At 64.6% G+C, this 20,188-nt stretch carries 19 protein-coding genes; 6 read left to right on the forward strand and 13 right to left on the reverse strand.

From position 1 onward, the window contains the following. From R3P93_RS18575 to R3P93_RS18620, 10 genes are all read right to left on the reverse strand, one after another. Nucleotides 1-627 carry an SRPBCC family protein gene (locus R3P93_RS18575; protein ID WP_317533739.1) on the reverse strand — a complete coding sequence of 209 codons (627 nt, stop codon included), beginning with the start codon at nt 625-627 and terminating at the stop codon, nt 1-3. Next, complete coding sequence (locus R3P93_RS18580; RefSeq protein WP_149407882.1) at nt 624-1,127, reverse strand: (2Fe-2S)-binding protein; 504 nt, start codon at nt 1,125-1,127, stop codon at nt 624-626. Before R3P93_RS18580 ends, R3P93_RS18575 begins: the two co-directional genes overlap by 4 nt. Next, the gene (locus R3P93_RS18585) at nt 1,124-3,490 is read right to left on the reverse strand and encodes a xanthine dehydrogenase family protein molybdopterin-binding subunit (protein ID WP_317533740.1); all 2,367 of its coding nucleotides are present in this window, start codon (nt 3,488-3,490) and stop codon (nt 1,124-1,126) included. The genes R3P93_RS18580 and R3P93_RS18585 overlap by 4 nt, the downstream gene beginning before the upstream one ends. Beyond that, the gene (locus R3P93_RS18590; protein ID WP_317533741.1) at nt 3,487-4,338 is read right to left on the reverse strand and encodes an FAD binding domain-containing protein; all 852 of its coding nucleotides are present in this window, start codon (nt 4,336-4,338) and stop codon (nt 3,487-3,489) included. Before R3P93_RS18590 ends, R3P93_RS18585 begins: the two co-directional genes overlap by 4 nt. Continuing rightward, complete coding sequence (locus R3P93_RS18595; protein WP_231893678.1) at nt 4,338-5,768, reverse strand: MFS transporter; 1,431 nt, start codon at nt 5,766-5,768, stop codon at nt 4,338-4,340. The genes R3P93_RS18590 and R3P93_RS18595 overlap by 1 nt, the downstream gene beginning before the upstream one ends. Then, entirely contained in the window at nt 5,765-7,024 is a 1,260-nt protein-coding gene (locus R3P93_RS18600; protein WP_317533742.1) for an FAD-dependent monooxygenase, read from the reverse strand. The genes R3P93_RS18595 and R3P93_RS18600 overlap by 4 nt, the downstream gene beginning before the upstream one ends. Nucleotide 7,025: 1 nt before the next feature. Then, entirely contained in the window at nt 7,026-8,057 is a 1,032-nt protein-coding gene (locus tag R3P93_RS18605; protein ID WP_283347516.1) for a hypothetical protein, read from the reverse strand. After that, nucleotides 8,035-8,928 carry a carbon-nitrogen hydrolase family protein gene (locus tag R3P93_RS18610; RefSeq protein WP_317533743.1) on the reverse strand — a complete coding sequence of 298 codons (894 nt, stop codon included), beginning with the start codon at nt 8,926-8,928 and terminating at the stop codon, nt 8,035-8,037. Before R3P93_RS18610 ends, R3P93_RS18605 begins: the two co-directional genes overlap by 23 nt. After that, complete coding sequence (locus R3P93_RS18615; RefSeq protein ID WP_317533744.1) at nt 8,925-9,557, reverse strand: flavin reductase family protein; 633 nt, start codon at nt 9,555-9,557, stop codon at nt 8,925-8,927. The genes R3P93_RS18610 and R3P93_RS18615 overlap by 4 nt, the downstream gene beginning before the upstream one ends. Before the next feature lie 159 nt (nt 9,558-9,716). Beyond that, nucleotides 9,717-10,751, reverse strand: coding sequence for a formamidase (locus R3P93_RS18620; protein ID WP_317533745.1), 1,035 nt, complete (start codon nt 10,749-10,751; stop codon nt 9,717-9,719). 112 nt (nt 10,752-10,863) lie between these two features. On the opposite strand from R3P93_RS18620, the gene R3P93_RS18625 reads away from it, so the two are divergent. The 3 genes from R3P93_RS18625 to R3P93_RS18635 all read left to right on the forward strand — a co-directional run bounded on the left by R3P93_RS18625 (nt 10,864) and on the right by R3P93_RS18635 (nt 14,676). After that, complete coding sequence (locus R3P93_RS18625; RefSeq protein WP_317533746.1) at nt 10,864-11,916, forward strand: LacI family DNA-binding transcriptional regulator; 1,053 nt, start codon at nt 10,864-10,866, stop codon at nt 11,914-11,916. 186 nt (nt 11,917-12,102) lie between these two features. After that, on the forward strand, nt 12,103-13,854 hold the full coding sequence (locus R3P93_RS18630; RefSeq protein WP_317533747.1) for a pyruvate dehydrogenase: 1,752 nt from the start codon (nt 12,103-12,105) through the stop codon (nt 13,852-13,854). 117 nt (nt 13,855-13,971) lie between these two features. Continuing rightward, nucleotides 13,972-14,676 carry a TerD family protein gene (locus R3P93_RS18635; protein ID WP_068051137.1) on the forward strand — a complete coding sequence of 235 codons (705 nt, stop codon included), beginning with the start codon at nt 13,972-13,974 and terminating at the stop codon, nt 14,674-14,676. Here the strand turns inward: R3P93_RS18635 and R3P93_RS18640 are convergent, their stop codons facing one another. Further along, entirely contained in the window at nt 14,677-15,744 is a 1,068-nt protein-coding gene (locus R3P93_RS18640; protein ID WP_317533748.1) for a DNA polymerase IV, read from the reverse strand. A 34-nt stretch (nt 15,745-15,778) separates the two neighbouring features. Here R3P93_RS18640 and R3P93_RS18645 point away from each other — a divergent pair, with 34 nt between their 5' ends. Next, nucleotides 15,779-16,207 carry a DoxX family protein gene (locus tag R3P93_RS18645; protein ID WP_149407892.1) on the forward strand — a complete coding sequence of 143 codons (429 nt, stop codon included), beginning with the start codon at nt 15,779-15,781 and terminating at the stop codon, nt 16,205-16,207. Here R3P93_RS18645 and R3P93_RS18650 read toward each other — a convergent pair. After that, entirely contained in the window at nt 16,201-17,193 is a 993-nt protein-coding gene (locus tag R3P93_RS18650) for an isopenicillin N synthase family dioxygenase (RefSeq protein WP_317533749.1), read from the reverse strand. The two genes, R3P93_RS18645 and R3P93_RS18650, sit on opposite strands and share 7 nt — an antisense overlap. Before the next feature lie 87 nt (nt 17,194-17,280). On the opposite strand from R3P93_RS18650, the gene R3P93_RS18655 reads away from it, so the two are divergent. Further along, on the forward strand, nt 17,281-17,949 hold the full coding sequence (locus R3P93_RS18655) for an SIMPL domain-containing protein (RefSeq protein ID WP_317533750.1): 669 nt from the start codon (nt 17,281-17,283) through the stop codon (nt 17,947-17,949). A gap of 23 nt (nt 17,950-17,972) precedes the next feature. After that, complete coding sequence (locus R3P93_RS18660; protein WP_255183387.1) at nt 17,973-18,722, forward strand: YqjF family protein; 750 nt, start codon at nt 17,973-17,975, stop codon at nt 18,720-18,722. Here the strand turns inward: R3P93_RS18660 and R3P93_RS18665 are convergent. Continuing rightward, the gene (locus R3P93_RS18665) at nt 18,701-19,318 is read right to left on the reverse strand and encodes a DUF6188 family protein (RefSeq protein WP_317533751.1); all 618 of its coding nucleotides are present in this window, start codon (nt 19,316-19,318) and stop codon (nt 18,701-18,703) included. The two genes, R3P93_RS18660 and R3P93_RS18665, sit on opposite strands and share 22 nt — an antisense overlap. Nucleotides 19,319-20,188: the final 870 nt, after the last annotated feature.

Consider the following 20,188-nt stretch of genomic DNA (forward strand, 5'->3'; position numbering starts at 1 on the left):
CTATCGACGTCCGAAGGCCCTGGACACCAGCCAGCCCTCGACCATTCCCGAGAGGAAGATGCCCGCGATCGGTGCGTACTTGCGCACCGGTTCGGGCATCAGGCTCATCGCGTTCAATTCGCCGCCCATCGGGCTCGCAACAGCAGCCTTGACAGCTGCAGGCGTGGTCGATTCGGCCGTGGCCGAACCACTGAGCAGCGCACCGAGATTGACGGCGAACTGTTGCAGGACCTTGTTCGACACCGCGACGATCGCGCCCTTGCCGAACGAGACTATCTTTCCGCTGATCACCAGATCGGTATTCAGGGTCAACCGCGATCGATCACCGAGCGCCTCGACCGCCAGATCGACCTGGGCCTCGGCGTCGCCGTTGCCGTGCGAGTCCGCCCCCTTGGCTTCGAGTGTGAGCGTGCGGGTCTCCGCGTCGACCTCGAGGAACCGAATCGTGCCGGCGTACGACGCGCTGATCGGGCCCACTTTGACCTTCACGCCGCCGAGGTAGGTCTCGCCGTCCTTACCGGTGATGGCCGCCCCCGGTACGCAGGTCGCGACTTTCTCGACGTCGTTGATCAGCCGGAACACGTCCTCGGCGGACGCGTCGATATCGAGTGTATTGGTCAGTATCACTTGGGAACTCCGTTCACACAGCCGGCGCAGCGGCGCTGCTCGGCGCACGAGTCGATGGCCTCGACGATGGTCTGGTACCCGGTACAGCGGCAGTAGTTCGACGCCACCACCTCGCGGATCTGTTCCTTGGTGGCATCGGGGTTGTCGGCGAGGTAGCCCTCGGCCAACATCAGGAACCCCGGTGTACAGAACCCGCACTGCAGACCGTGATGGTCTGCGAAGGCCTGCTGCAGATCGTTCAATTCACCGTCGATGCCGAGTGATTCGACGGTCTCGATGTCCGAGTTCTCCACCTGCGCTGCGAACGTCAGGCACGCGCGGGCCGGCTTGCCGTCGATCAGCACGGTGCAGGCTCCGCACACGCCGTGCTCGCAGCCGACATGCGTTCCAGTGAGCTGCAGATCGTGCCGCAGTACGTCGACCAGAGTTCGGCGTGGTTCGGTGATCACCTCACGGACGGTGCCGTTGACGTTCAGTTCGATCAGTTGCTTGTTGCTCATGGCCTGCCCTTCGCCAATGCCGCCTGTACTGCCACGGGGGTGATCGGTGTGTCGTTCAGTTCGACTCCGGTGGAGCGCAATCCGTCGTTGACGGCGTTGAGCACAGCGGCGGGTGCACCGATCGTTCCGCCCTCACCGGCTCCCTTGGCTCCGGATTCGGTGAACAGGCAGGGAGTTTCGAGGTGGTGAATCTCGATGTCCGGAATCTCGCAGGCAGTCGGCACCTTGTAGTCGATGAAGCTGGCACACAGTGGATTTCCGTGATCGTCGTACGACACCTGCTCGAACAACGCCCCGGCGATGCCCTGGGCGATCCCACCCCGGCACTGGCCCTCGACGATCTTGGGGTTGATCGCGACGCCGCAGTCCTCGACGCACACGTACTTCAGGATCTCCACTCGTCCGGTGCCCTCGTGCAACTCGACCACAACGCCGTGGGTGGCGTTGGAGAAGGTGCCGTCGTTGAACACGTCGAAGCTTGCCGTCGCGGACAATCCGGGTTCCACGCCCTTCGGCAGCAGCTGCGCCTTCAGATACGCGACGTCGGCGATGTCCCGGTAGGTGACGTACTTCGAGTGGTCGTCGCGCTGACGTACGCGCCCCGATGCCAACTCGACGTTGTCGTCGCGAGTCTCCAGCAGATGCGCTGCGATCTCACAGAGCTTGTCTCCCAGCTTGTTCGACGCCAACGCCACCGCACTGCCGCCGATGGTGATGGAGCGAGAGGCGAACGAGCCGAAGCCGTAGGTGATCCGATCGGTGTCGCCCTGCACGATCTTGACCTGTTCGACGCCGATGCCGAGGCGATCGGCGACGATCTGAGCCATCGTGGTCTCGTGACTCTGACCGTGGCTCATCGTTCCGGTGGTCACGACGACCGTGCCGGAGGTGTCCATTTTGACCTCCGAGATGTCGAACCCGGGCACCACGTTCATCTTGCGCGCCGCGAATGCGCTGCTGCCGTATCCGGTTCGCTCGCTGAAGCACGAGTATCCGATGCCGATGTGTCGGCCGTCTGCGGTTGCCCGCTCCTGGACGTCGTACCAACCGCCGTCACGGAGGGTCTGCTCGCACAGGTTCAGCGCCTCGAGGTACGAGCCCGGGTCGTAGGTGATGTTGTTGACGCCGGTGTACGGGAAGGCGGTGATGACGTTGCGCCGCCTGATCTCCACCGCATCGAGCTGCAGTTCACGGGCTGCTCGCTCGAACAGCCGCTCCATCACCATGACGTACTGCGGCCGGGACACGCCGCGGTACGGCGCGGTCGGTGCCTTGTTGCTGAACACGGAACGGCCTCGCACCCGGTACGCCGGAACCTGGTACACCCCCGGCATTTCCGCCGAGGCCATCAGCGGCTCGATGCCGGCAGTGAACGGGTAGCAGGAGTACGCGCCCATGTCGCACACGACGTCCGCGTCGAGGCCGAGGATGTGGCCCTCGGAATCGAATGCTGCCCGCACGTCGTACTGCTGTTCGCGCGCCAGGAACGACGCCGTCAGTGCGTCCTTGCGATCCTCGATCCATTTCACGGGACGGCGGAGCTTCAACGCAGCTGCGGCGACGGCGATCTCCTCGCGGCCGACGACGCACTTCTGCCCGAACCCGCCGCCCATGTCGGGTACCACGACGCGCACCTGGCGCTCGTCCAGCCCGAGGCAGAGCGCGGTGACGGTCCGAACCTGGTGTGGCACCTGAGTACAAATGTAGATGATCAGCTGCTCGTCGCGATCGTCCCAGTACGCGATGCATCCGCGGGTCTCGAGTGGAAGCGCGTTCTGCCGGCCGGTTCTGGATTGCACCGACACCACGGTGTGCGCGTCGTCGAAGATCTCGTCGATGCCGTCGGTGGCGAACATCTGCACGTCCACGACGATGTTGTTCGGAACCGAATCGTGAACCAGGGGAACGTCATCGGACATGGCCTGATCTGCGGAGGTGACGGCGGTGACGGTCCGGTACGACACTCGTGCCGCCTCGAGCCCGTCCTCGACGCTGTAGGCATCGGCGGCGACGACGATGGCCAGTGGCTCACCGACGTAGCGCACCACGTCGTGCGCCAACACGGGCATGTCGGTGGGCACGAATTCGCTGAGCGGACGCGACAACTCGGCGCGGATCGGCCGCAGGTCCAAATCCGCCGCGGTGAAGACGCCGCGCACCCCCTCGACTCCGGCGACATCACCGACGTCGAGACCGGTGATCGATCCGGCCGCGACGGTGCTGCGGACGAACTGGGCGTGCAACATTCCCGGCATCGCGATGTCGTCGACGAATCTGCCTCGGCCGGTGAGCAACCGCGGGTCTTCCCGGCGTGCGACCGAGGTGCCGACGAATTTCGGCGTGAGAACCTGATCGACGCTCACGTGGGCACCCCCTGCGATACCAGTGCGTCGCTGCAGGCTTCGGCGACCAACGTGCGCACCAGGGTGCGGCGGTACTCGGCGGTGACCATGCCCTCGTCCTCCAGTTCCAATGATTCGGCTGCGGCATCCGCGCAGTCTGCGAAGGTCCCGCCTGCGGCCAGGACGGCTTCCCCTGCCGGCGATCGCACGGGAGTTGCTCCCACTCCCGCGAGGGCAACCCGTCCGCCGACCACGGCCACGCCGTCGAGATCGAGGGACACCGCTGCGCCCACGATCGCGAAATCTCCCTGCCGCTCTGCGTATTCGGTGACCGCAGCGTGCGGTGCCGGGTTCGGGAACACGATCTCGACGATCATCTCGTCGAACGCGAGATCGGTGGAGTAGTACCCGAAGAAGAACGAGTCTGCCTCGACGGTTCGCCGCCCCCGCACACTCTCGACGACGATGCGGGCGTCGAGCAGTATGGCCAACAAGCACCATTCCGCGGTGGCGTCCGCATGGGCGATGCTGCCCCCGACGGTCCCGCGGGTGCGAATCGGATAGTGCCCCACCCACCGCATGGCCTCGCGAAGGACACCGAAATCCGTTCCCACGTCGCCACATTCGACATCATGGTGGGTGGTGAGCGCTCCGATGTGCAGGCCGTCGGATTCCCGGCGGATGTACTGCAGAGTGTTCAACCCACCCACGTCGACCAGGTGCCCGGGCCGGGCGAGGCGGAAGTTCATCATGGCGACCAGGGACTGGCCTCCGGCGATGATCTTCGCGTCCTCGCCCAGCTCGGACAGCAGCCGCACTGCACCCGAGACATCGCGCGCCCGGTGGTAGTCGAACTGCGCGGGCTTCATCAGACTCGAGCCTCGCCTGCGACGACCTCGGTGGGTTCGTCGACGAGGGTGTCGAGTTCGCGACCCTTGGTCTCGGGTGCGAAGTACGCCATCCAGATCACCGCGAACAACACGAACGCGGTGACGATGCCGAAGGTCAACGGAAGACCCAGGATCGGCCACATGACGGAGCCGAACAACAGCGGCGCGAAGCCGGTTGCGACCCGACTGACCGAGGACGCGTAGCCGAATCCCGAGGCGCGGATGTTGGTGGGGTACAACTCCGAGACGTAGCAGTACAGGACCGGGATGGTCAGCTGAATGACGAATCCGAAGATGCCGAGCCAGATCAGCGCAGCCGACTGGATGTCGAGCATGACGGCGAACATGACCAGCGCGCTACCCGCGATCGGGCCGGACAGTCCGATGACCCACTTGCGTCCGAAGATCTCCACGATGAACGCGGACGTGAGCACACCGACGATGCCGACGCCGGTCATCAGCGTCGTACCGGCGAAGGCTGCGAACTCTCCGTAGCCCTCGGCGCGGAGGATGGACGGCATCCAGCTCAGCGCTGCGTAGTAGAGCAGCATGATGGACACGAAAAGCATCCAGGCTGCGGCGGTGATGCGCGGGCTGTAGCGCCAGACCGACTTCAGCTGCGTCAGAGCGGCTTTCATTCCGCCCGGTCCCTTCGGGGCGGTGTCGGCGACGATGACGTAGTCGACGGCCTCGGATCCGGTACGGGTCACCATGTCGTCGATGACGGCGCGGGCCTCGGCCTCACGACCGACCTTGGCGAGGTAGATGGGTGATTCCGGGATGCCGCGTCGGACCCAGAACAGCAGCAGCGCAGGCAGAACCATGAACAGCAGCATGTAGCGCCAGCGAACGTCGCCGTCGATCGGGACGAGCAGCGTGGCGACGACGCCGCAGATGGTGGCACCGATCGGCCACCAGACATCCATGGCGGAGAGAATCTTGCCGCGAATCCGACGCGGTGAGAATTCGCTGACCAACGCGTAGTCCACCGGGATGCAGCCACCGAGGCCGAACCCGGCGAGGAACCGCAGAATGATGAAGATCTCGAAGCTCGGCGCGAACGCTCCCAGGACCGAGAACAGCGCAAAGATCAACAGCGTCAACGAGAATGCACGCTTACGTCCGACTCGGTCGGCGATCGTGCCCCACACGACGGCCCCGACGGCCATGCCGATCAGGTTGCCGGTGGCGACCAGACCGCGCTCGGCTTGGGACAGGTCCCAGTAGCTTCCGAGCAGCGGGGTCAAGAAGCCGTTGAGCGCCACGTCCCAGGCGTCGAACATGTAGCCCAGCCCGCCGATGATGAAGATCTTGCCCTGCACACCCCATTTCCAGGGGAGTTCCTGTACTACCTGATCACCAGTCTTCATCGCAGCCTCCGGCGCGGTGTTGTGGTCCGAGGTCGTCATCGGACGAACGAGTAATGGAATTTCTCGTCGTCGCTGTCGTCGAGCGGGGTACCGCTCCACAGCCAGTCGTACGAGATGTCGGATTCCCCATCGAACGACGCCAGTGTCGCGTCCCGCTTCTGCTGCTCGGGTCCATCGGGTATGTGATAAAAAGTCTTGTTCTGCAGGCTCGCGTCCTGCACCATCCGCGCGTGCCTGGCCCGGCGAAAGACGTAGCGCGCCAACGCCTCGTCGATCCCGCTCGAGGTGACCTTCGCGAGTTCCTCGGCCAGCACTGCCGCGTCTTCCATGGCCTGCGAAGCACCCTGTGCCTGATACGGCAGCATGGCGTGACACGCATCGCCCAGCAGCGCGACGCGGCCGTCGGTCCACCGCGGGTCGGGCCTGCGGTAGTAGAGCGCCTGGCACAGCACGTTCTCGTCGGCCTTGGAGAGCATCGCGTGGGCGCGATCGTCCCAATCCGGGAATGTCCCCATCAGTTCCTCGGGCCCGACGAGCCGTGGTCCACCGTCGCGGACCTCGTCGGTACACGGAGCCAGCGCAACGACATTGAGGTATTCGCCGTTACGGATCATGTAGTGCACCAGGTGCCGGTCCGGTCCGTACCAGATGGTGCTCTGGTATCGGTCGACGAGCCAGCGAGTGGCCGGATCCTTGACGATGCGATCACCCGGAATGAGTGCGCGATAGGCCATTTCGCCGGAAAACACGAGCGTATCGGGTAGACCGATGAGATCGCGCACCGTCGAGCGAATTCCGTCGGCTCCGATGAGCAGGTCCGATTCGTAGCGCTTACCGGTTCCGGTGACCGCGACAGGCCGCGTCGGATTCTTTCGATCGACCTCGACGACCTTCGCGTCGGTCTCGAACACCACCATCGGGCCCGGGCCGTCGGGGTCGAGACACTGCGCGTGGATGGCAGAGTGCAGGTCTGCGCGGTGATAGTGCCAGTACGGGGCGTTGAACGTCTTCTTGCAGTACTCGCCGAGCGCGGTGAGCGCGATGACCTTGCCGTTCTCCCAGCGCCTTCGCACCTGATCCATCGGCTCGGTCTTGATCGCTTCGAGCTTCTCGCGCATCCCGAGGGCGATGAGGATACGGCTGGCGTTGGGAGCGGTCTGAATTCCCGCGCCCACCTCGCCCAGCTCGGCAGCGGCCTCGAGTACCGTCACCTGAATTCCTCTGTGCCGCAGCGAGAGCGCCGCGGTCAGACCGCCCAGGCCACCGCCTGCGATCACTACTTCGATCGGTGCCATGTCAGCTCTCCACCAATCGACCCTCGGTGACGACATCGATGCCGTCGATGGACACGGTGCAGGCGCGCATTCCGATGTCGAGGTGTGCGTAGGAGTCTCGGCCGAGTACGGGGTGTGGGCCGGTGGACCACAGGAAGCTGCCGGCGAACGCGCGGGCGTCCATGCCCATGATGTCGTCCTTGCCGTACATCGCGGCCGCGAACCAGTCGCCGGTCTTCATCAGTCCCCAGCCCATGTGGGACAGGTAGCGCGCCCACTTGTCGTTGGAGTCGGCGAAGAACATGTTGAGCAGCGCCGCCTCGCCGCCGCCGGTGACCTCGTCGATGTGACCGTTGGTGACCGTCAGCGTCGTCTCGTCTCGGACGTACTCCTTGAACGGCAACAAGATGTCGCCCTCGGACAGCACGATCTTTCCGTTGGAGATCTCCGGCCAGCACAGCACCATCGTCGACGGCCAATGATCCCAGCGGCCCTTGTCGTCGGCGAAGCCCACCTGGAACTCGGGCTGCGAATTGCTCAGTTGCACGGTGAGATCGGTGCCGGCCTCGTTGGTGATGCGCATGGTCGAACCGTTGCGGATCAGGTCGACACCGGCCTGTACTCGCTCCTTGTCGCCGTCCTGGGGCATGTTGCGGATCAACACGTCCGGGGCGTCGCAGACGAAGATGATGCGCGTTCCGGCGGCCAGGATCTCCTGCTGGATGGGCGCGTGGATGAAGCCTTCACTGGTGAGGTCGACCACGAGGTCCGCGCCCTTGAGCATGTCCTGAGCCACCGAACTGTTCATGACCGACACCAGGCCGGGGCCTGCCCCGGTGTGGGTGCTCGGCATCGGCGCCGGACTACCGCCGGGGACCGTTGCCGCGAGCACCTGGGCACCCAGGCTCTGGGCCGCACCGAAGGCAGCCGAGATGTAATCACCGCGGCTCGACGGTTCCGCGAGAATCACCACCTGCTCTCCGGGCTGAACTTTGCACAGCTCGAGCTGACGGGTGAATGCGCGCAACAGATCAGCTGATCGCAGATCGAACATCTCGGTTCCTCTCGTGATCGTTCTCGGTCGTCCGTGTCTCGGTGATACCGCCCAGTAGGGCAAGGTCTTTCAGATAGGGCACTTCGTCGCGTGCGTCGAGCATCTCGCGTCGAGTCACTGTGGCCGATACCGATCCGACGCCCTCGTCCATCTCGACGATGGTGCGCCCCTGCGGTCCGACGATGACGCTGTGGCCCGCGAACCGTGGGCCGTCGCCGGCCTGTCCGGTGAGTCCGGCGGCCGCGACTACGACGCCGTTCTCGAGTGCACGGGACCGGGTGAGTAGCTTCCACACGTGCAGGCGAACGTGCCCGAATGCGGACGGCACGGCGATGACATCGGCTCCTCGCTGGACCAGATCGCGGACCGTCTCGGGAAAGCCTGCCTCGTAGCAGATCACGACGCCGATGGTGCCGAACGGAGTGCTGACCAGCAGTCCGCTCTCCGCGCCAGGAGTGAACACCGATTTCTCTCGGTCCCAGAGAAAACGCTTGTGTCCCACAGCCAGCAGGCCGTCCGGACCCACGACGAGCGAGCTGTCGAAGACGACTCCTGCGGAGTCACGAAACACGATGGCCGTCACCAGAACCGTGTCGGTATCGGCAGCGAGCTCACCGAGCGCGATCGATGTACGACCGGGTACCGACTCGGCCATCGAATCGAGGTCGTCGAGATCGTAACCGCTGGCGAACAATTCGGGTAGGACGATCAGCTTGGACCCGGCGGCGGCGAGCGTACGCACTTCTGCGGCCACTGCATCGATGTTCTGCTGCCAGGCACCGGTCCGCGAACCGGTCTGCACCACAGCGATATCGAACGTGTCGACCACCGGCTGGGTGTCGACGCCGCGCAGGCGGGCCGACGTGGTCATTGCGCCACCCGGTTCATGTCGGTGGTGTAGAACGGGCCGGCCAACCTGCCGAGGAATCGGTGTTGGAGTGTGTCGACATGCAGGTCGGTGGTGAGCAACCCGGGCCTGCTGGTCACCGTCGTCACGGTCCCGAGTACCAGGGTGTCCGAGCCGAGCGCAATTTCCTGCAACGTTCGGCATTCGAGCGAGACCAGGGATTCGAGGACCGACGGAGCCGAGACCGACACCGACGGCACCGCGGTCATCTGCGAGAGCTCGAACTCGTCGATCTCCGCATCGACGGTGGCGAAACTCGCGGTCACCGCATCCACGGTGTCGGCGGACGGAATGTTGACGACGAATTCGCCGGTGTCGCGAATGTTGACCAACGTGTCCTTGAGCTCTCCGGGGGACCCGATGCGCTCGCCGATGGAGATCATCAGCGTCGCCGGATTGCGCGAGGCGACGTTGAAGAAGCTGAACGGTGCCAGGTTGCGAACGCCGTCGCCGGAGACGGTCGAGATCCACGCGATCGGACGAGGTTGCACCGCGCAGGACAGCAGTTTGTACACATCCCCCGAAGACATCGAATCGATGTCGTGGCGGGTGCGATCCGTGAGCTCCAGAGAGTCGCCTACCTGGGAAGTCATCGAAACGAGCCTTCTTTCGCTTGCTGTGCAACCGATCGTGCAACCGATTGCGTTGCTCTGACGATAGAGGGGTTTCGAGCTCGATGTCGAGCTTTGGGCGACAAATCCGGAACCAATTAATGGCACCGTTACACGGGCACCGGCCGCGTAACCTCCGCCTTACTCGCCGCGCAGACCGGCCCGCGCCGAATCGGTTGCACTGTCGGGTCTACGCGGGGGCCCGTACCCCTCCGACGTCCCGTCGACGATGCGCACCTCGTCCTCCCACGGCAGTCGATAGGTTCCGTCGGCCAGGTCGCGAACGTAGGTGTACGGGCAGTCCTGCGCGCCACCGGCCAGGGCAGTGAACCCGCGATGCCCCAGTTGGTAGATGTTGTTCTCGACTCCCCATTCTCGACGTGCCGCATCGGCGCGGGACGGCTCGATCGATACCGTCACCACTCGATCGGGTGTCGAATCGCCGCGCTCGACGATGGTTCCTTCGTAGTCGCACACCATCGCCTCGCCCATCGACGGGATGCCATTGCCGTCCTCCCCCGCCAGACACACCGATGCCGTGTACGCCAAGTTGTGAAAGGCATTGGCCTCGTTGGTGATACGCCAGGACTGCCGCAGCGGAAACTTGTACCCGGCCGTGCGCAGCAGCACGTTGGCACCGCGGTAGCTCGCCTCCCTGGCGACTTCGGGGAACATCCCGTCATGACAGATCAACAACGACAGAACCGAACCCTTGGGCCCCGGGCAGACCGGCAGACCCATATCGCCTGGCTCCCAGGGCTCCTTGGGCGTCCAGGGATGCAGTTTGCGGACGTACAGGGCTACGTCGCCTCGGTCGTCGACGATGATTCCGGAGTTGAACGGCGCCCCGCCCGGGTTGCGTTCCATGATGCTGAAGCACCCCCAGACCTTCGACTCGCGGCACGCGGCACGCAGTTGCTCCACCTGCGGACCGTCCATATCGCACATCACCTCGTCGGATGCCCACGAGGACTTACGTAAGCCGTGCAGCGAATACTCCGGGAACACCACGAGATCCAGGGCCGAGAATCCAGCCTTCGCCTCACGCAACTGCCTGCATACGCGATCGGTCGTCGCATCCACGTCGGCCATGCTGGTGATCAGCGGAACCTGTTGTTGAACCAGGCCGAGTGTGAGCGACGTCGGCGATGGATTGAGACCACCCAAACCTGTCATCGAATGTCCGTTCCTCGAGAGCAACTTGTTGCGCAAACGATTGCGCACGGTGCTAGCTTAGGGGTCATCAGGGGTCGGGGCAGCGCCGACGGAGGACCGAGGGGAACCGCCAGTGGACAGCACTACGTCGGGAAGCGTCACGCTCAAAACGGTTGCAGCTGCTGCGGGAGTGCATGTCTCGACCGTTTCCCGAGCTCTACGACGCGTCGCGCTCGACCCGGCCGGTGCCAGCGCCGGAGATCTGCGATTGTTCGAGCTGGCCCGCGAGATGGAGTACGTCCCCAACCCCAACGCGGCGAGCTTGACCACCAAGAAGTCCACCGCGTTCGGAGTACTCGTCCCACGATTGACCGACGTGGTGCTCTCGGCGATGTACGACGCCATCGAGGAAACAGCGAACCGGGCCGGGTACGAGACCTTCGTCGCCAACACCCACGACGATCCGATTCAGCAGCGTCGCCGCATCGATCTGTTGCTCGGCCGCAACGTCGACGGCCTGATCTTCGGTGATGCTCGCCTCGACAGCGAGAACCTCGAGGACCTTCACCGCCGAGGGATCAAGTTCGTACTCATCAGCCGTAGATACCCGGGGATGACCTCGGTGACGTGCGACGACCATCGGGGCGGCTACCTTGCCGGCGAGCACTTGGCCAGGCTCGGCCACACCCGAGTGGGGATCGTGTCCGGCCCGGCGTGGGCCAGCACCGGAATCGACCGATCGGAGGGCTGCCGAGCTGCCCTCCGCGATGCAGGCATCGACGTTCCCGACGAGTACGTACGGGAAGAGGGCTTCGATCCCGAGGCCGGACGACGCGGGGCCACAGCACTTCTGGCGTTACCGACACCTCCGACCGCGATCTTCGCGACCAACGATTTCAGCGCCATCGGAGTCCTCGGAGTCCTGCGCGAAGCGAAACTACAGCCGGGACGCGACATTGCGGTCGTCGGCTACAACGACATCTCGATCTGCAGCGAATTGACGGTGCCCTTGACGACAATTCACAGTCCGCACCGCGAAATCGGCACACGCGCAGCCGAAATGCTGCTGGCCGTCACCCACGGACTGCCGGTGTCCTCGGTGGCACTCACACCGACACTGGTCGTCCGCGATTCCACGGTTCCGGGGCGAACTGCACCGACACAGTTCTCGCCGGTCGGCGGGTAACCGCAGTCATCGGTGGGCGTAGTGCGACGTGACGGAGATCGCCACGGCGTTCTACCAGCACTTTCCTCGTGACGGCCCTCATCGACGTGCACTTCCATGTTTGGCAGACCCTCGGTCCAGGGAAGGCGTCGAGAAGACGCAGCCGAGGCACATCGGTGCGTCACCGAATTTTGAGGAGACAGTGACATGCCCACCACAGTGGCCGATCAACTCGTTCGAGGACTCGTCGACGCCGGCGTTCAGCGCATCTACGGCATCGTCGGCGACAGTCTCAATCCGGTGGTCGACGCGGTGCGCCGTACCGGTGGATCGGCCAAGGGCGGTATCGACTGGATTCATGTCCGACACGAGGAAGCGGCGGCGTTCGCTGCTTCGGCCGACGCGCAGACCACCGGCACGTTGGCCGTCTGCGCCGGCTCCTGCGGGCCCGGGAACCTGCATCTGATCAACGGCCTCTACGACGCACACCGTTCCGGCGCACCGGTTCTGGCGATCGCGTCGCACATTCCCAGCAGCGAGATCGGCTCGGGCTACTTCCAGGAAACGCACCCCGACCGTCTCTTCGGTGAATGCTCGCTCTACAACGAATTCGTCTCCACTGCCGACCAGGCTCCCCGGGTGTTCCGCGCGGCGATCAACGCCTCCATCACCGGCGGCGGGGTGTCGGTCGTGACACTCCCCGGAGACATCGCCGAGCTGTCGGCGTCCGGCACGATGGATCCCATTGCCGTTCCGTCCACACCGGTCGTCACACCGCCTGCGGCGGACATCCAGAAGCTGGCCGACGCCATCAACAACGCCGAGAAGGTTGCCATCTTCGCCGGCTACGGCGTCAAGGGCGCCCACGACGAGGTGGTCGCGTTCGCCGACACGATCGGCGCTCCCGTCGGACATTCGTTGCGCGGCAAGGAGTTCATCCAGTACGACAACCCGTACGACGTCGGAATGACGGGCTTGCTCGGGTACGGCGCAGCCCATGCGGGTATCCACGACGCAGACCTGCTCATCCTGCTCGGCACCGATTTTCCGTACCAGCAGTTCCTGCCGGAGGACGTCACCACCGCACAGATCGATATCGATCCGACGAAGCTCGGACGCCGAACCTCGGTGCAGTACCCGATCCACGGTGATGTTCTCGCGACGTTGAATGCGTTGCAGCCGTTGGTCACTCGCAAAACCGACCGCCGGTACGTGGAGAAGTGGGTGGACAAGCACAACGACCTCATGGGCAAGACGATCGGCGCATACACCCGCAACGCCGAAAAGCTCGTTCCCATCCACCCCGAATACGCCGCGTCGGTGCTCGACGACCTCGCCGCCGACGACGCCGTCTTCACCACGGACACCGGAATGTGCAACGTGTGGACCGCGCGCTACATCAACCCCACCGGCAGAAGGGCCTTCGTCGCGTCGATGCTGCACGGTTCCATGGCCAATGCCTTGCCGCACGCCATCGGCGCGCAATTCGCCAACCCGGGCCGCCAGGTCGTCTCGATCTCCGGCGACGGCGGGTTCTCGATGCTGCTCTCCGAACTCCTGACCGTCGCGATGTACAAGCTGCCCGTCAAGATCGTGCTGTTCGACAATTCCACACTCGGCATGGTCAAGGCCGAGATGCTCGTCGACGGTCTGCCCGACTTCGGCGTCGACGTGCCGCAGGTCGACTACACCGGCATCGCTGCCGCCGCCGGCATCCACGCACAACGCGTCGAACAGCCCGGTGACATTCGCAGCGCACTCGAAACCGCTTTTGCGGTCGACGGTCCGGCACTGGTCCAGCTGATCACCGACCCGATGGCGCTGTCGGTGCCGCCGACCATCACCGGGGAGCAGATCAAGGGATTCGCGCTCGCGATGAGCAAGGTCGTGCTCAACGGTGGCGTCGGCGAGGCAGTCCGGATGGCCAAGTCGAATCTGCGCAACGTGCCACGGCCGTAGCAACGTCTCGTACGCAGCGGTGCGATCATCGAGGTGATCGGGCGGGCAGTTATTGTCGACACACCGCCCAAACCGGACACCTCGATCCGGTAACCGACCGTTCCGGAAGGCACAACCATGGCCATCGACTACACCCGCAAGCCCTCGACCGGGCAGAACCCAGCGCAGCAAAGCGGAGCTCCCGTCAGCCTGAGCAAAGTGACGCTGTCCAAGGCGTCACCGACGATCAGCCTCACCAAGTCCGGTGAGAAGCAGGGTTCGATGCGGGTGAACCTTAATTGGTCGACCGGCGCACCCGCGGCACAGCCGAAGAAGAAGGGCTTCCTGGCCAAGCTGGCCGCGGCGTCGTACGGCTCCGGCGGTGTCGATCTCGACCTCGGCTGCCTCTACGAACTGCGCGACGGTTCCAAAGGCGTCGTCCAGGCACTCGGAAACAGCTTCGGTTCACTGCAGGATGCCCCGTTCATCGCGCTCGACGGTGACGATCGCTCCGGTTCGGTCAGCGGCGGCGAGAACATGCACATCAACCTTGCCCATCCCGAGAAGTTCGCTCGAATCCTGATCTTCGCGATGATCTACGACGGCGCACCGAACTGGGCCGCAGTGGACGGAGTGGTGACGCTCTACCCCACCAGCGGACCGCAGGTAGAGGTACGCCTCGACTCTGCCGAGAACTCCGCGCGAATCTGCTCGATCGCGTTGTTGGAGAACACCTCTGCGGGCATTACCGTCACCCGCGAGGTCGAGTACATCCAGGGGAGCCAGGCCGATCTCGACAAGAAGTACGGCTGGGGACTGCGCTGGGCGGCGGGCCGCAAGTAGTCAGAGAGGTTGCGGCGGAATCATTTCCAGCCGGACGCCGATCAATCGAACCTCTCTCGTGTGGTCGAGGCGATCGACGAGCGCCACCGCAGCAGAGGTCAGAATCTCCGGATCGAAGGTCGGCGCGCCGACGATCGGTGCGCTGACGGTATGCGTCTCGAACGGCGCGTAGCGAATCTTCAGTGCAGCTCGAACTGCCGGCCGGTTCTCGGCCTCGATGTCGGCCAACACCTTCGACGTCAAACCGGCCACCTCGTCTCGGATGACCGCCCAGTCGGCGACGTTGGTCTGGAACGTGATCTCATGACTGTGCGACCGTGCAACCCACGGCTCGGACGTCACCGGTGCGAGGTCGATGCCTCGTCCTTTCGTACCGAGCCACGGACCGATCTTCGGCCCGAACGCGGCGGCGAGGTCCGCGTCCTCGGCATCGGCAAGTTCTCGGACTGTCGAGATGCCGAGGGCGGCCAGCCTCTTCGAGATCTTCTTGCCGATCCCCCACAACGCATCGGTACTGCGATCGCCCATCACCTCGAACCAGTTGTCCTGTGTGAGCCGGTAGACGCCCTGCGGCTTGTCGAAATCGGTGGCGATCTTGGCTCGTAACTTGTTGTCCCCGATACCGACCGAGCAATGCAACCCCGTCGCGTCGAAGACAGCGTCGTGCACTGTCTTCGCTACCCCCTCGGGGTCATCGGTCTCGACACCGAGAAAAGCCTCGTCCCAACCGATCACCTCGACGACGAATCCCAACGTCCGCAGAGTGTCCATCACCATCGCCGACGCCTCGTCGTACGCCGGCTTGTCCACGGGGAGGAAGACGGCGTCGGGAATCTTCTTCGCGGCGACGCGCAGTGGCATTCCGGATCCGACGCCCTTCGCACGCGCCTCGTAGGAGGCGGTCGAGACCACCCCACGCTCGGTGGGATCTCCCCTGCCGCCGACCACCACTGCCTTGCCCGCCAGATCCGGATTGCGGAGCACTTCCACGGCAGCGATGAACTGATCGAGGTCGACGTGCAGTACCCATCGGTGCCGCGCTGAGTCGGTCGGTGTACTCCCGGTCATAGTGCTCAGTCTGCCCGTGGTGTCTCATGACGCCATGACGAAATCGATATCTCGCACCATCGGGCGAGTAGTACTGGGAGCGTTCCTAGTCTTCGCCGGCCTCAGTCATCTCTTCTGGGCGCGCGAGACGTTCGCAGCGCAGGTTCCCGAGTGGGTGCCGCTGAGCACCGACTTCGTCGTACTGGCATCGGGCGTCGTGGAGATCGTGCTCGGCTTGGCACTGCTGTTCTGGACGGCTCGCGCGCCGCTCGTGGGTTGGGTGGTCGCAGCGTTCTTCGTCGCGGTCTTCCCCGGCAACATCTCACAGTTCCTCACGCACACCGATGCGTTCGGCCTCGACTCCGACACTGCGCGAGGAATCCGATTGCTGTTCCAGCCCCTGCTGATCCTCTGGGCACTGTGGTGCACCGGGGCATGGGCGCAGTACCGACAGTCACGACATGGACGCAGCAGGAGTCAGTAGGTCGACCGTTGCTCTGCTGGGGCAATGCCGTGGTGCAACTGCGCCACGTCAGGGTGCGCTCGCGTTCGGGACTTCCACGCGTTTTCGCCGTAGGTGCGGTAGATGGGGTTGTCGGGATCGTTCTCGACGCCTCGTGACTGCAGCGCCAACTCCGGTGGCAGTTCGATGACAGGTACGACGGCATCGAGGGCGGGGCTCAGGAAGTGTGGCACGGAGACTCGATCGGTGCCGGGCCCGGGCGCGACCACCCGATGCCGCGTCGCCCGTAGATAGCCGCCGGTCGCCACTTCCAACAGCTCGCCGATGTTGACGATGAACGCCCCGTCCATTGGCGGCACGTCGATCCAGGTGTCGGGCGTCGTCTCCACCTGCAGGCCGGTCGAGTCCGGCTCGACGAGCAGCAGCGTCAGCACCCCGGAGTCCTTGTGCGCACCGACGCCCTGCGAATGATCGGAAGTGCCCGGGTAACGCACGACCTTCATCAGTGTCGCGGGCGCGGTGGCGAAAGCGTCGTCGAACGCGGTCTCGGGCGCTCCCAGGGAATGTGCCCAGTGCCGAAGCAGCCGGAGTCCAAGACCCGACACCGTCCGTTCCCACTGCTCGAACGTCTCTCTGAATCGTGCGGGCTGCGAAGGCCAGAGATTGGGGCCCTGAAGATTCCAGTAGCCCGCCGCACCCTCGATCGCCGGACGTTCGGGACCGATGTCGATCTGCTCCCGCCAATCCACCCGACCGTTGGTCAGCTCGCCACCCACCCGCGAGTAACCGCGGAAGTGCGGGCTCTTCAGCTGACTGATCTCGTCCTTGACATGGTCCGGCACGGCGAAGAACTCACGCGCTAGGCGAAGCACATCGTGCATACGTGCGTTCTCGATCCCGTGTCCGACGAGATAGAAGAAGCCGGACCCGTGAGCCGCTTCACGCAGCGACAGCTCGAACGAGCGGGGGTCGTCATCGGCCAGACCGAGATCCAGAACGGGAAGCATGCTCGCAATTGTCCTCCGCACCTGACGCGTCGGCCAGCACTGTTGAGGTTCGATGAATATCGGCGCGTGGATGCCAGACTGGACGCCATGAGCCCTGAAGCACTCGACATCACCGTCGTCGGTCACGGCGCAGCGACCTACCCACCAGAGCAGTGCACACTCTCGCTCACCGTTCGCACCGACGGCCGCACGGCGGAGTCCGCGTCCGAACCCGCTCAGCAACTCGTCCGGGAACTCACGAGACTGGTCGAGCCGCTCTACAACAGCGACGGCGGACCGATCGATCGTTGGTCGGTGGACCAGGTGCGCCACTCGCGCCACCGCCCGTTCAACAACGACGGAGAACAACTCCCTTACGTCTACCAAGCCGAAGCGTCGGTGGAGGTGCAGTTCAGCCAACTCGATCTGGTGGACGCGTTCGTCTACGCAGCCTCTGCACTGGAGGGAGTGTCGATCGACCACTTCGACTGGGACCTCACCGAATCCAGCAGAACTGCTCGGACTCTCGCGGTCCGAGAACTCGCTGTGCGCGACGCCGTCTCCAAGGCCGAGGCCTATGCATCGAGCCTGGGCCGTACAGGCGTGCACGCTGTGGCGATAGCCGACCCGGGCCTGCTTCCGGGGACCACCGAACATGGTGGAGCACAGCCCTCCGCACGCATGTTCGCCGCGCAGTCTTCCCCTGCCGGATTCGCACTCAAACCCGAGAACATCACGATCTCCGCGAGCGTGCACGCCCGGTTCACGGCCTCCTGACGCGTCGCGCCTAGGCTCGAATCATGAATCGAGACGATGCCCGACGCCTCTGGCCGCGGCCGCCGCTGCTGCCTCGTCCGATCCTGATGGATCAGCGCTGGGAACGGCTCGTCTTTCTGCATTGGCGAGTTCCGAGTTCGGCCGTCGCCCCGCTGTTGCCTCGCGGGTGCACGCCCGACGAATTCGACGGCTCGTCGTGGGTCGGGCTGATCGGCTTCCACATGGTCGGTGCCGGCCTCGGTTACCGTCACCCCGTTCCGTACTTCGGCACGTTCGGTGAGATCAACGTGCGCCTGTACTCGATCGACGCGGAAGGTCGACGCGGCGTCGTGTTCCGATCTCTCGAGGCGTCCAGACTCGCAGTCGTGTTGGGCACCAATGCCGCTCGCATTCCGTATCGCTGGTCGTCGATCGACATAGACGACGACACGACGACAATCAGCTATCGAAGTCGGCGGCTCGCTCCCCCGCATCGCGGTGCCACGACCGACTTCGGAATCGTCCGAGGAACTCGCGATATGTCCGAGGACGCGCTCGCGGTCTTCCTCACCGCGAGGTGGGGCTTGCACACATCGTTGGCCGGGCGATTGCTCTACGTGCCGAACGTGCACCGACACTGGCAGCTGGTCGATGCTGAACTCACCCACTGCTCCGACGAACTCGTCGCTGCGGCAGGCCTACCCGATGTCAGTACTCGGCCACCCGACTCGGTGCTGTACTCCCCCGGTGTCGAAACTCAGTTCGGCAAGCCCTACACCGTGCGGGGCCGGTAGAAGATCACGTGACCCGAGGATAGTTCGACGACCCAATCCCCCTCTGTGGCAGCACCGTCCGAGTGGGAACTCGACGTCACACTCTCCCGCAGTACGAGATACCCGGCGTCGAGGGCGAGGTCGAACAACAGCTTCGTGCCGTCCGAGAACTCGACGGCAGGATCGTCGCCGGTCGAGAGCCGGACCACAGTGGCACCGATCGAAGGAAGCCTTTCGACGGTCGGTGGCTCTGCCTTCTGACGCTCGGGTGCGGGCCACGATTCGACGGCCCCTCCCGGTCCACACAACACGGTCGAACCGTCCACCGCGCTGTACTCCCAGGATTCGACTTCGTCTCGCGGGGCGGCCACCACCCTTTGCCTGCCCGCGAACGTCAGACGGAGAACACCGGCTTCGTCGTAGTCTGCGTCCTCGCAGACAAGACCGTGCAGTGTTGCGAAGGCTCGTAGACCCTCGAACTGATTGTCCTCATCGACAGTGAGGCCATCGATCACTACCTCACTGAAAGCAACGCTGGCACCGTTGTCGAACTCGATACTCAGATCGAAATCGAGCAGAATTCTGCTGACACGGCGCCGTTCGACGGGAAGTTTCATCGACATCGACTGTGCCACAGAATCTCGTCGACACCCACAAAGCCTCGCCGGGGAGAGGATGTTGGACCCGGCGGCGAGCGAATGCGCGCGCGTTCGTCGGGTGCGCGGGAATTGGTGAGTGGTCGGGGCGCGATTGTGCGCGCGGATGGCGAACGCGCGCGCGTCTGTGTCGGGACCACCATCGTAGGCAACTCGGGGGCGACAGTGTGGAGCCGGCACCCGGGTCCAAACCCTGATCGTCGCGAATGCGCGCGCGTTCGTCGGGTGCGCGGGGAATGGTGAGTGGTCGGGGCGCGATTCCGCGCGCGGATAGCGAACGCGCGCGTGTGTGTGTCGGAGGGGGTGGGGGCTGGGGTGCCGGGCAGCTCGTGGGTCCGCTATTGCAGGCATGGCAGTTGCTGCCGCCTATGCATCGCCGCGAATGCGCGTGCGTTCGCCGGGTGCGCGCGGATAGCGAACGCGCGCGCGTCTGCGCTCGTATTCGTGGTCCGCGGTCGCGTCGTCTGACCGCATCCAGGTCCAGGCCTGGGCTGTAAGCGAATGCGCGCGCGTTCGTCGGGTGCGCGGGAATTGGTGTCTGGTCGGGGCGCGATTGTGCGCGCGGATGGCGAATGCGCGCGCGTCTGCGTTCGTAAGAGCGTCCGCGGTCGCGTCGTCAGTCTGCCCGCCGAGGTCAGGCCCGGATCGTCGCGAATGCGCGCGCGTTCGTCGGATGCTCGTGGATAGTTTGTGGTGTGTGTGGTTTCGAAATGCAGAATGGCCCTCGACCGTGGTCGGGGGCCATTCTGGGATGTTGTGTTCGGCGGTGTCCTACTCTCCCACACCCTGTCGAGTGCAGTACCATCGGCGCTGGAGGGCTTAGCTTCCGGG

Origin of the sequence: Rhodococcus cerastii, from assembly GCF_033042195.1 — a bacterium.
Classification (GTDB): Bacteria; Actinomycetota; Actinomycetes; order Mycobacteriales; family Mycobacteriaceae; genus Rhodococcoides.

Bases quoted from the DNA above. Each gene is read 5' to 3' on its own strand.
- R3P93_RS18665 (WP_317533751.1), bottom strand. From the start codon at position 19,318: ATGAAACTTCCCGTCGAACGGCGCCGTGTCAGCAGAATTCTGCTCGAT.
- R3P93_RS18645 (WP_149407892.1), top strand. From the start codon at position 15,779: ATGACGAAATCGATATCTCGCACCATCGGGCGAGTAGTACTGGGAGCG.
- R3P93_RS18610 (WP_317533743.1), bottom strand. From the start codon at position 8,928: ATGACCACGTCGGCCCGCCTGCGCGGCGTCGACACCCAGCCGGTGGTC.
- R3P93_RS18590 (WP_317533741.1), bottom strand. From the start codon at position 4,338: ATGAAGCCCGCGCAGTTCGACTACCACCGGGCGCGCGATGTCTCGGGT.
- R3P93_RS18605 (WP_283347516.1), bottom strand. From the start codon at position 8,057: ATGTTCGATCTGCGATCAGCTGATCTGTTGCGCGCATTCACCCGTCAG.
- R3P93_RS18615 (WP_317533744.1), bottom strand. From the start codon at position 9,557: ATGACTTCCCAGGTAGGCGACTCTCTGGAGCTCACGGATCGCACCCGC.
- R3P93_RS18650 (WP_317533749.1), bottom strand. From the start codon at position 17,193: ATGCTTCCCGTTCTGGATCTCGGTCTGGCCGATGACGACCCCCGCTCG.
- R3P93_RS18600 (WP_317533742.1), bottom strand. From the start codon at position 7,024: ATGGCACCGATCGAAGTAGTGATCGCAGGCGGTGGCCTGGGCGGTCTG.
- R3P93_RS18655 (WP_317533750.1), top strand. From the start codon at position 17,281: ATGAGCCCTGAAGCACTCGACATCACCGTCGTCGGTCACGGCGCAGCG.
- R3P93_RS18580 (WP_149407882.1), bottom strand. From the start codon at position 1,127: ATGAGCAACAAGCAACTGATCGAACTGAACGTCAACGGCACCGTCCGT.
- R3P93_RS18630 (WP_317533747.1), top strand. From the start codon at position 12,103: ATGCCCACCACAGTGGCCGATCAACTCGTTCGAGGACTCGTCGACGCC.
- R3P93_RS18640 (WP_317533748.1), bottom strand. From the start codon at position 15,744: ATGACCGGGAGTACACCGACCGACTCAGCGCGGCACCGATGGGTACTG.
- R3P93_RS18660 (WP_255183387.1), top strand. From the start codon at position 17,973: ATGAATCGAGACGATGCCCGACGCCTCTGGCCGCGGCCGCCGCTGCTG.
- R3P93_RS18595 (WP_231893678.1), bottom strand. From the start codon at position 5,768: ATGACGACCTCGGACCACAACACCGCGCCGGAGGCTGCGATGAAGACT.
- R3P93_RS18635 (WP_068051137.1), top strand. From the start codon at position 13,972: ATGGCCATCGACTACACCCGCAAGCCCTCGACCGGGCAGAACCCAGCG.
- R3P93_RS18620 (WP_317533745.1), bottom strand. From the start codon at position 10,751: ATGACAGGTTTGGGTGGTCTCAATCCATCGCCGACGTCGCTCACACTC.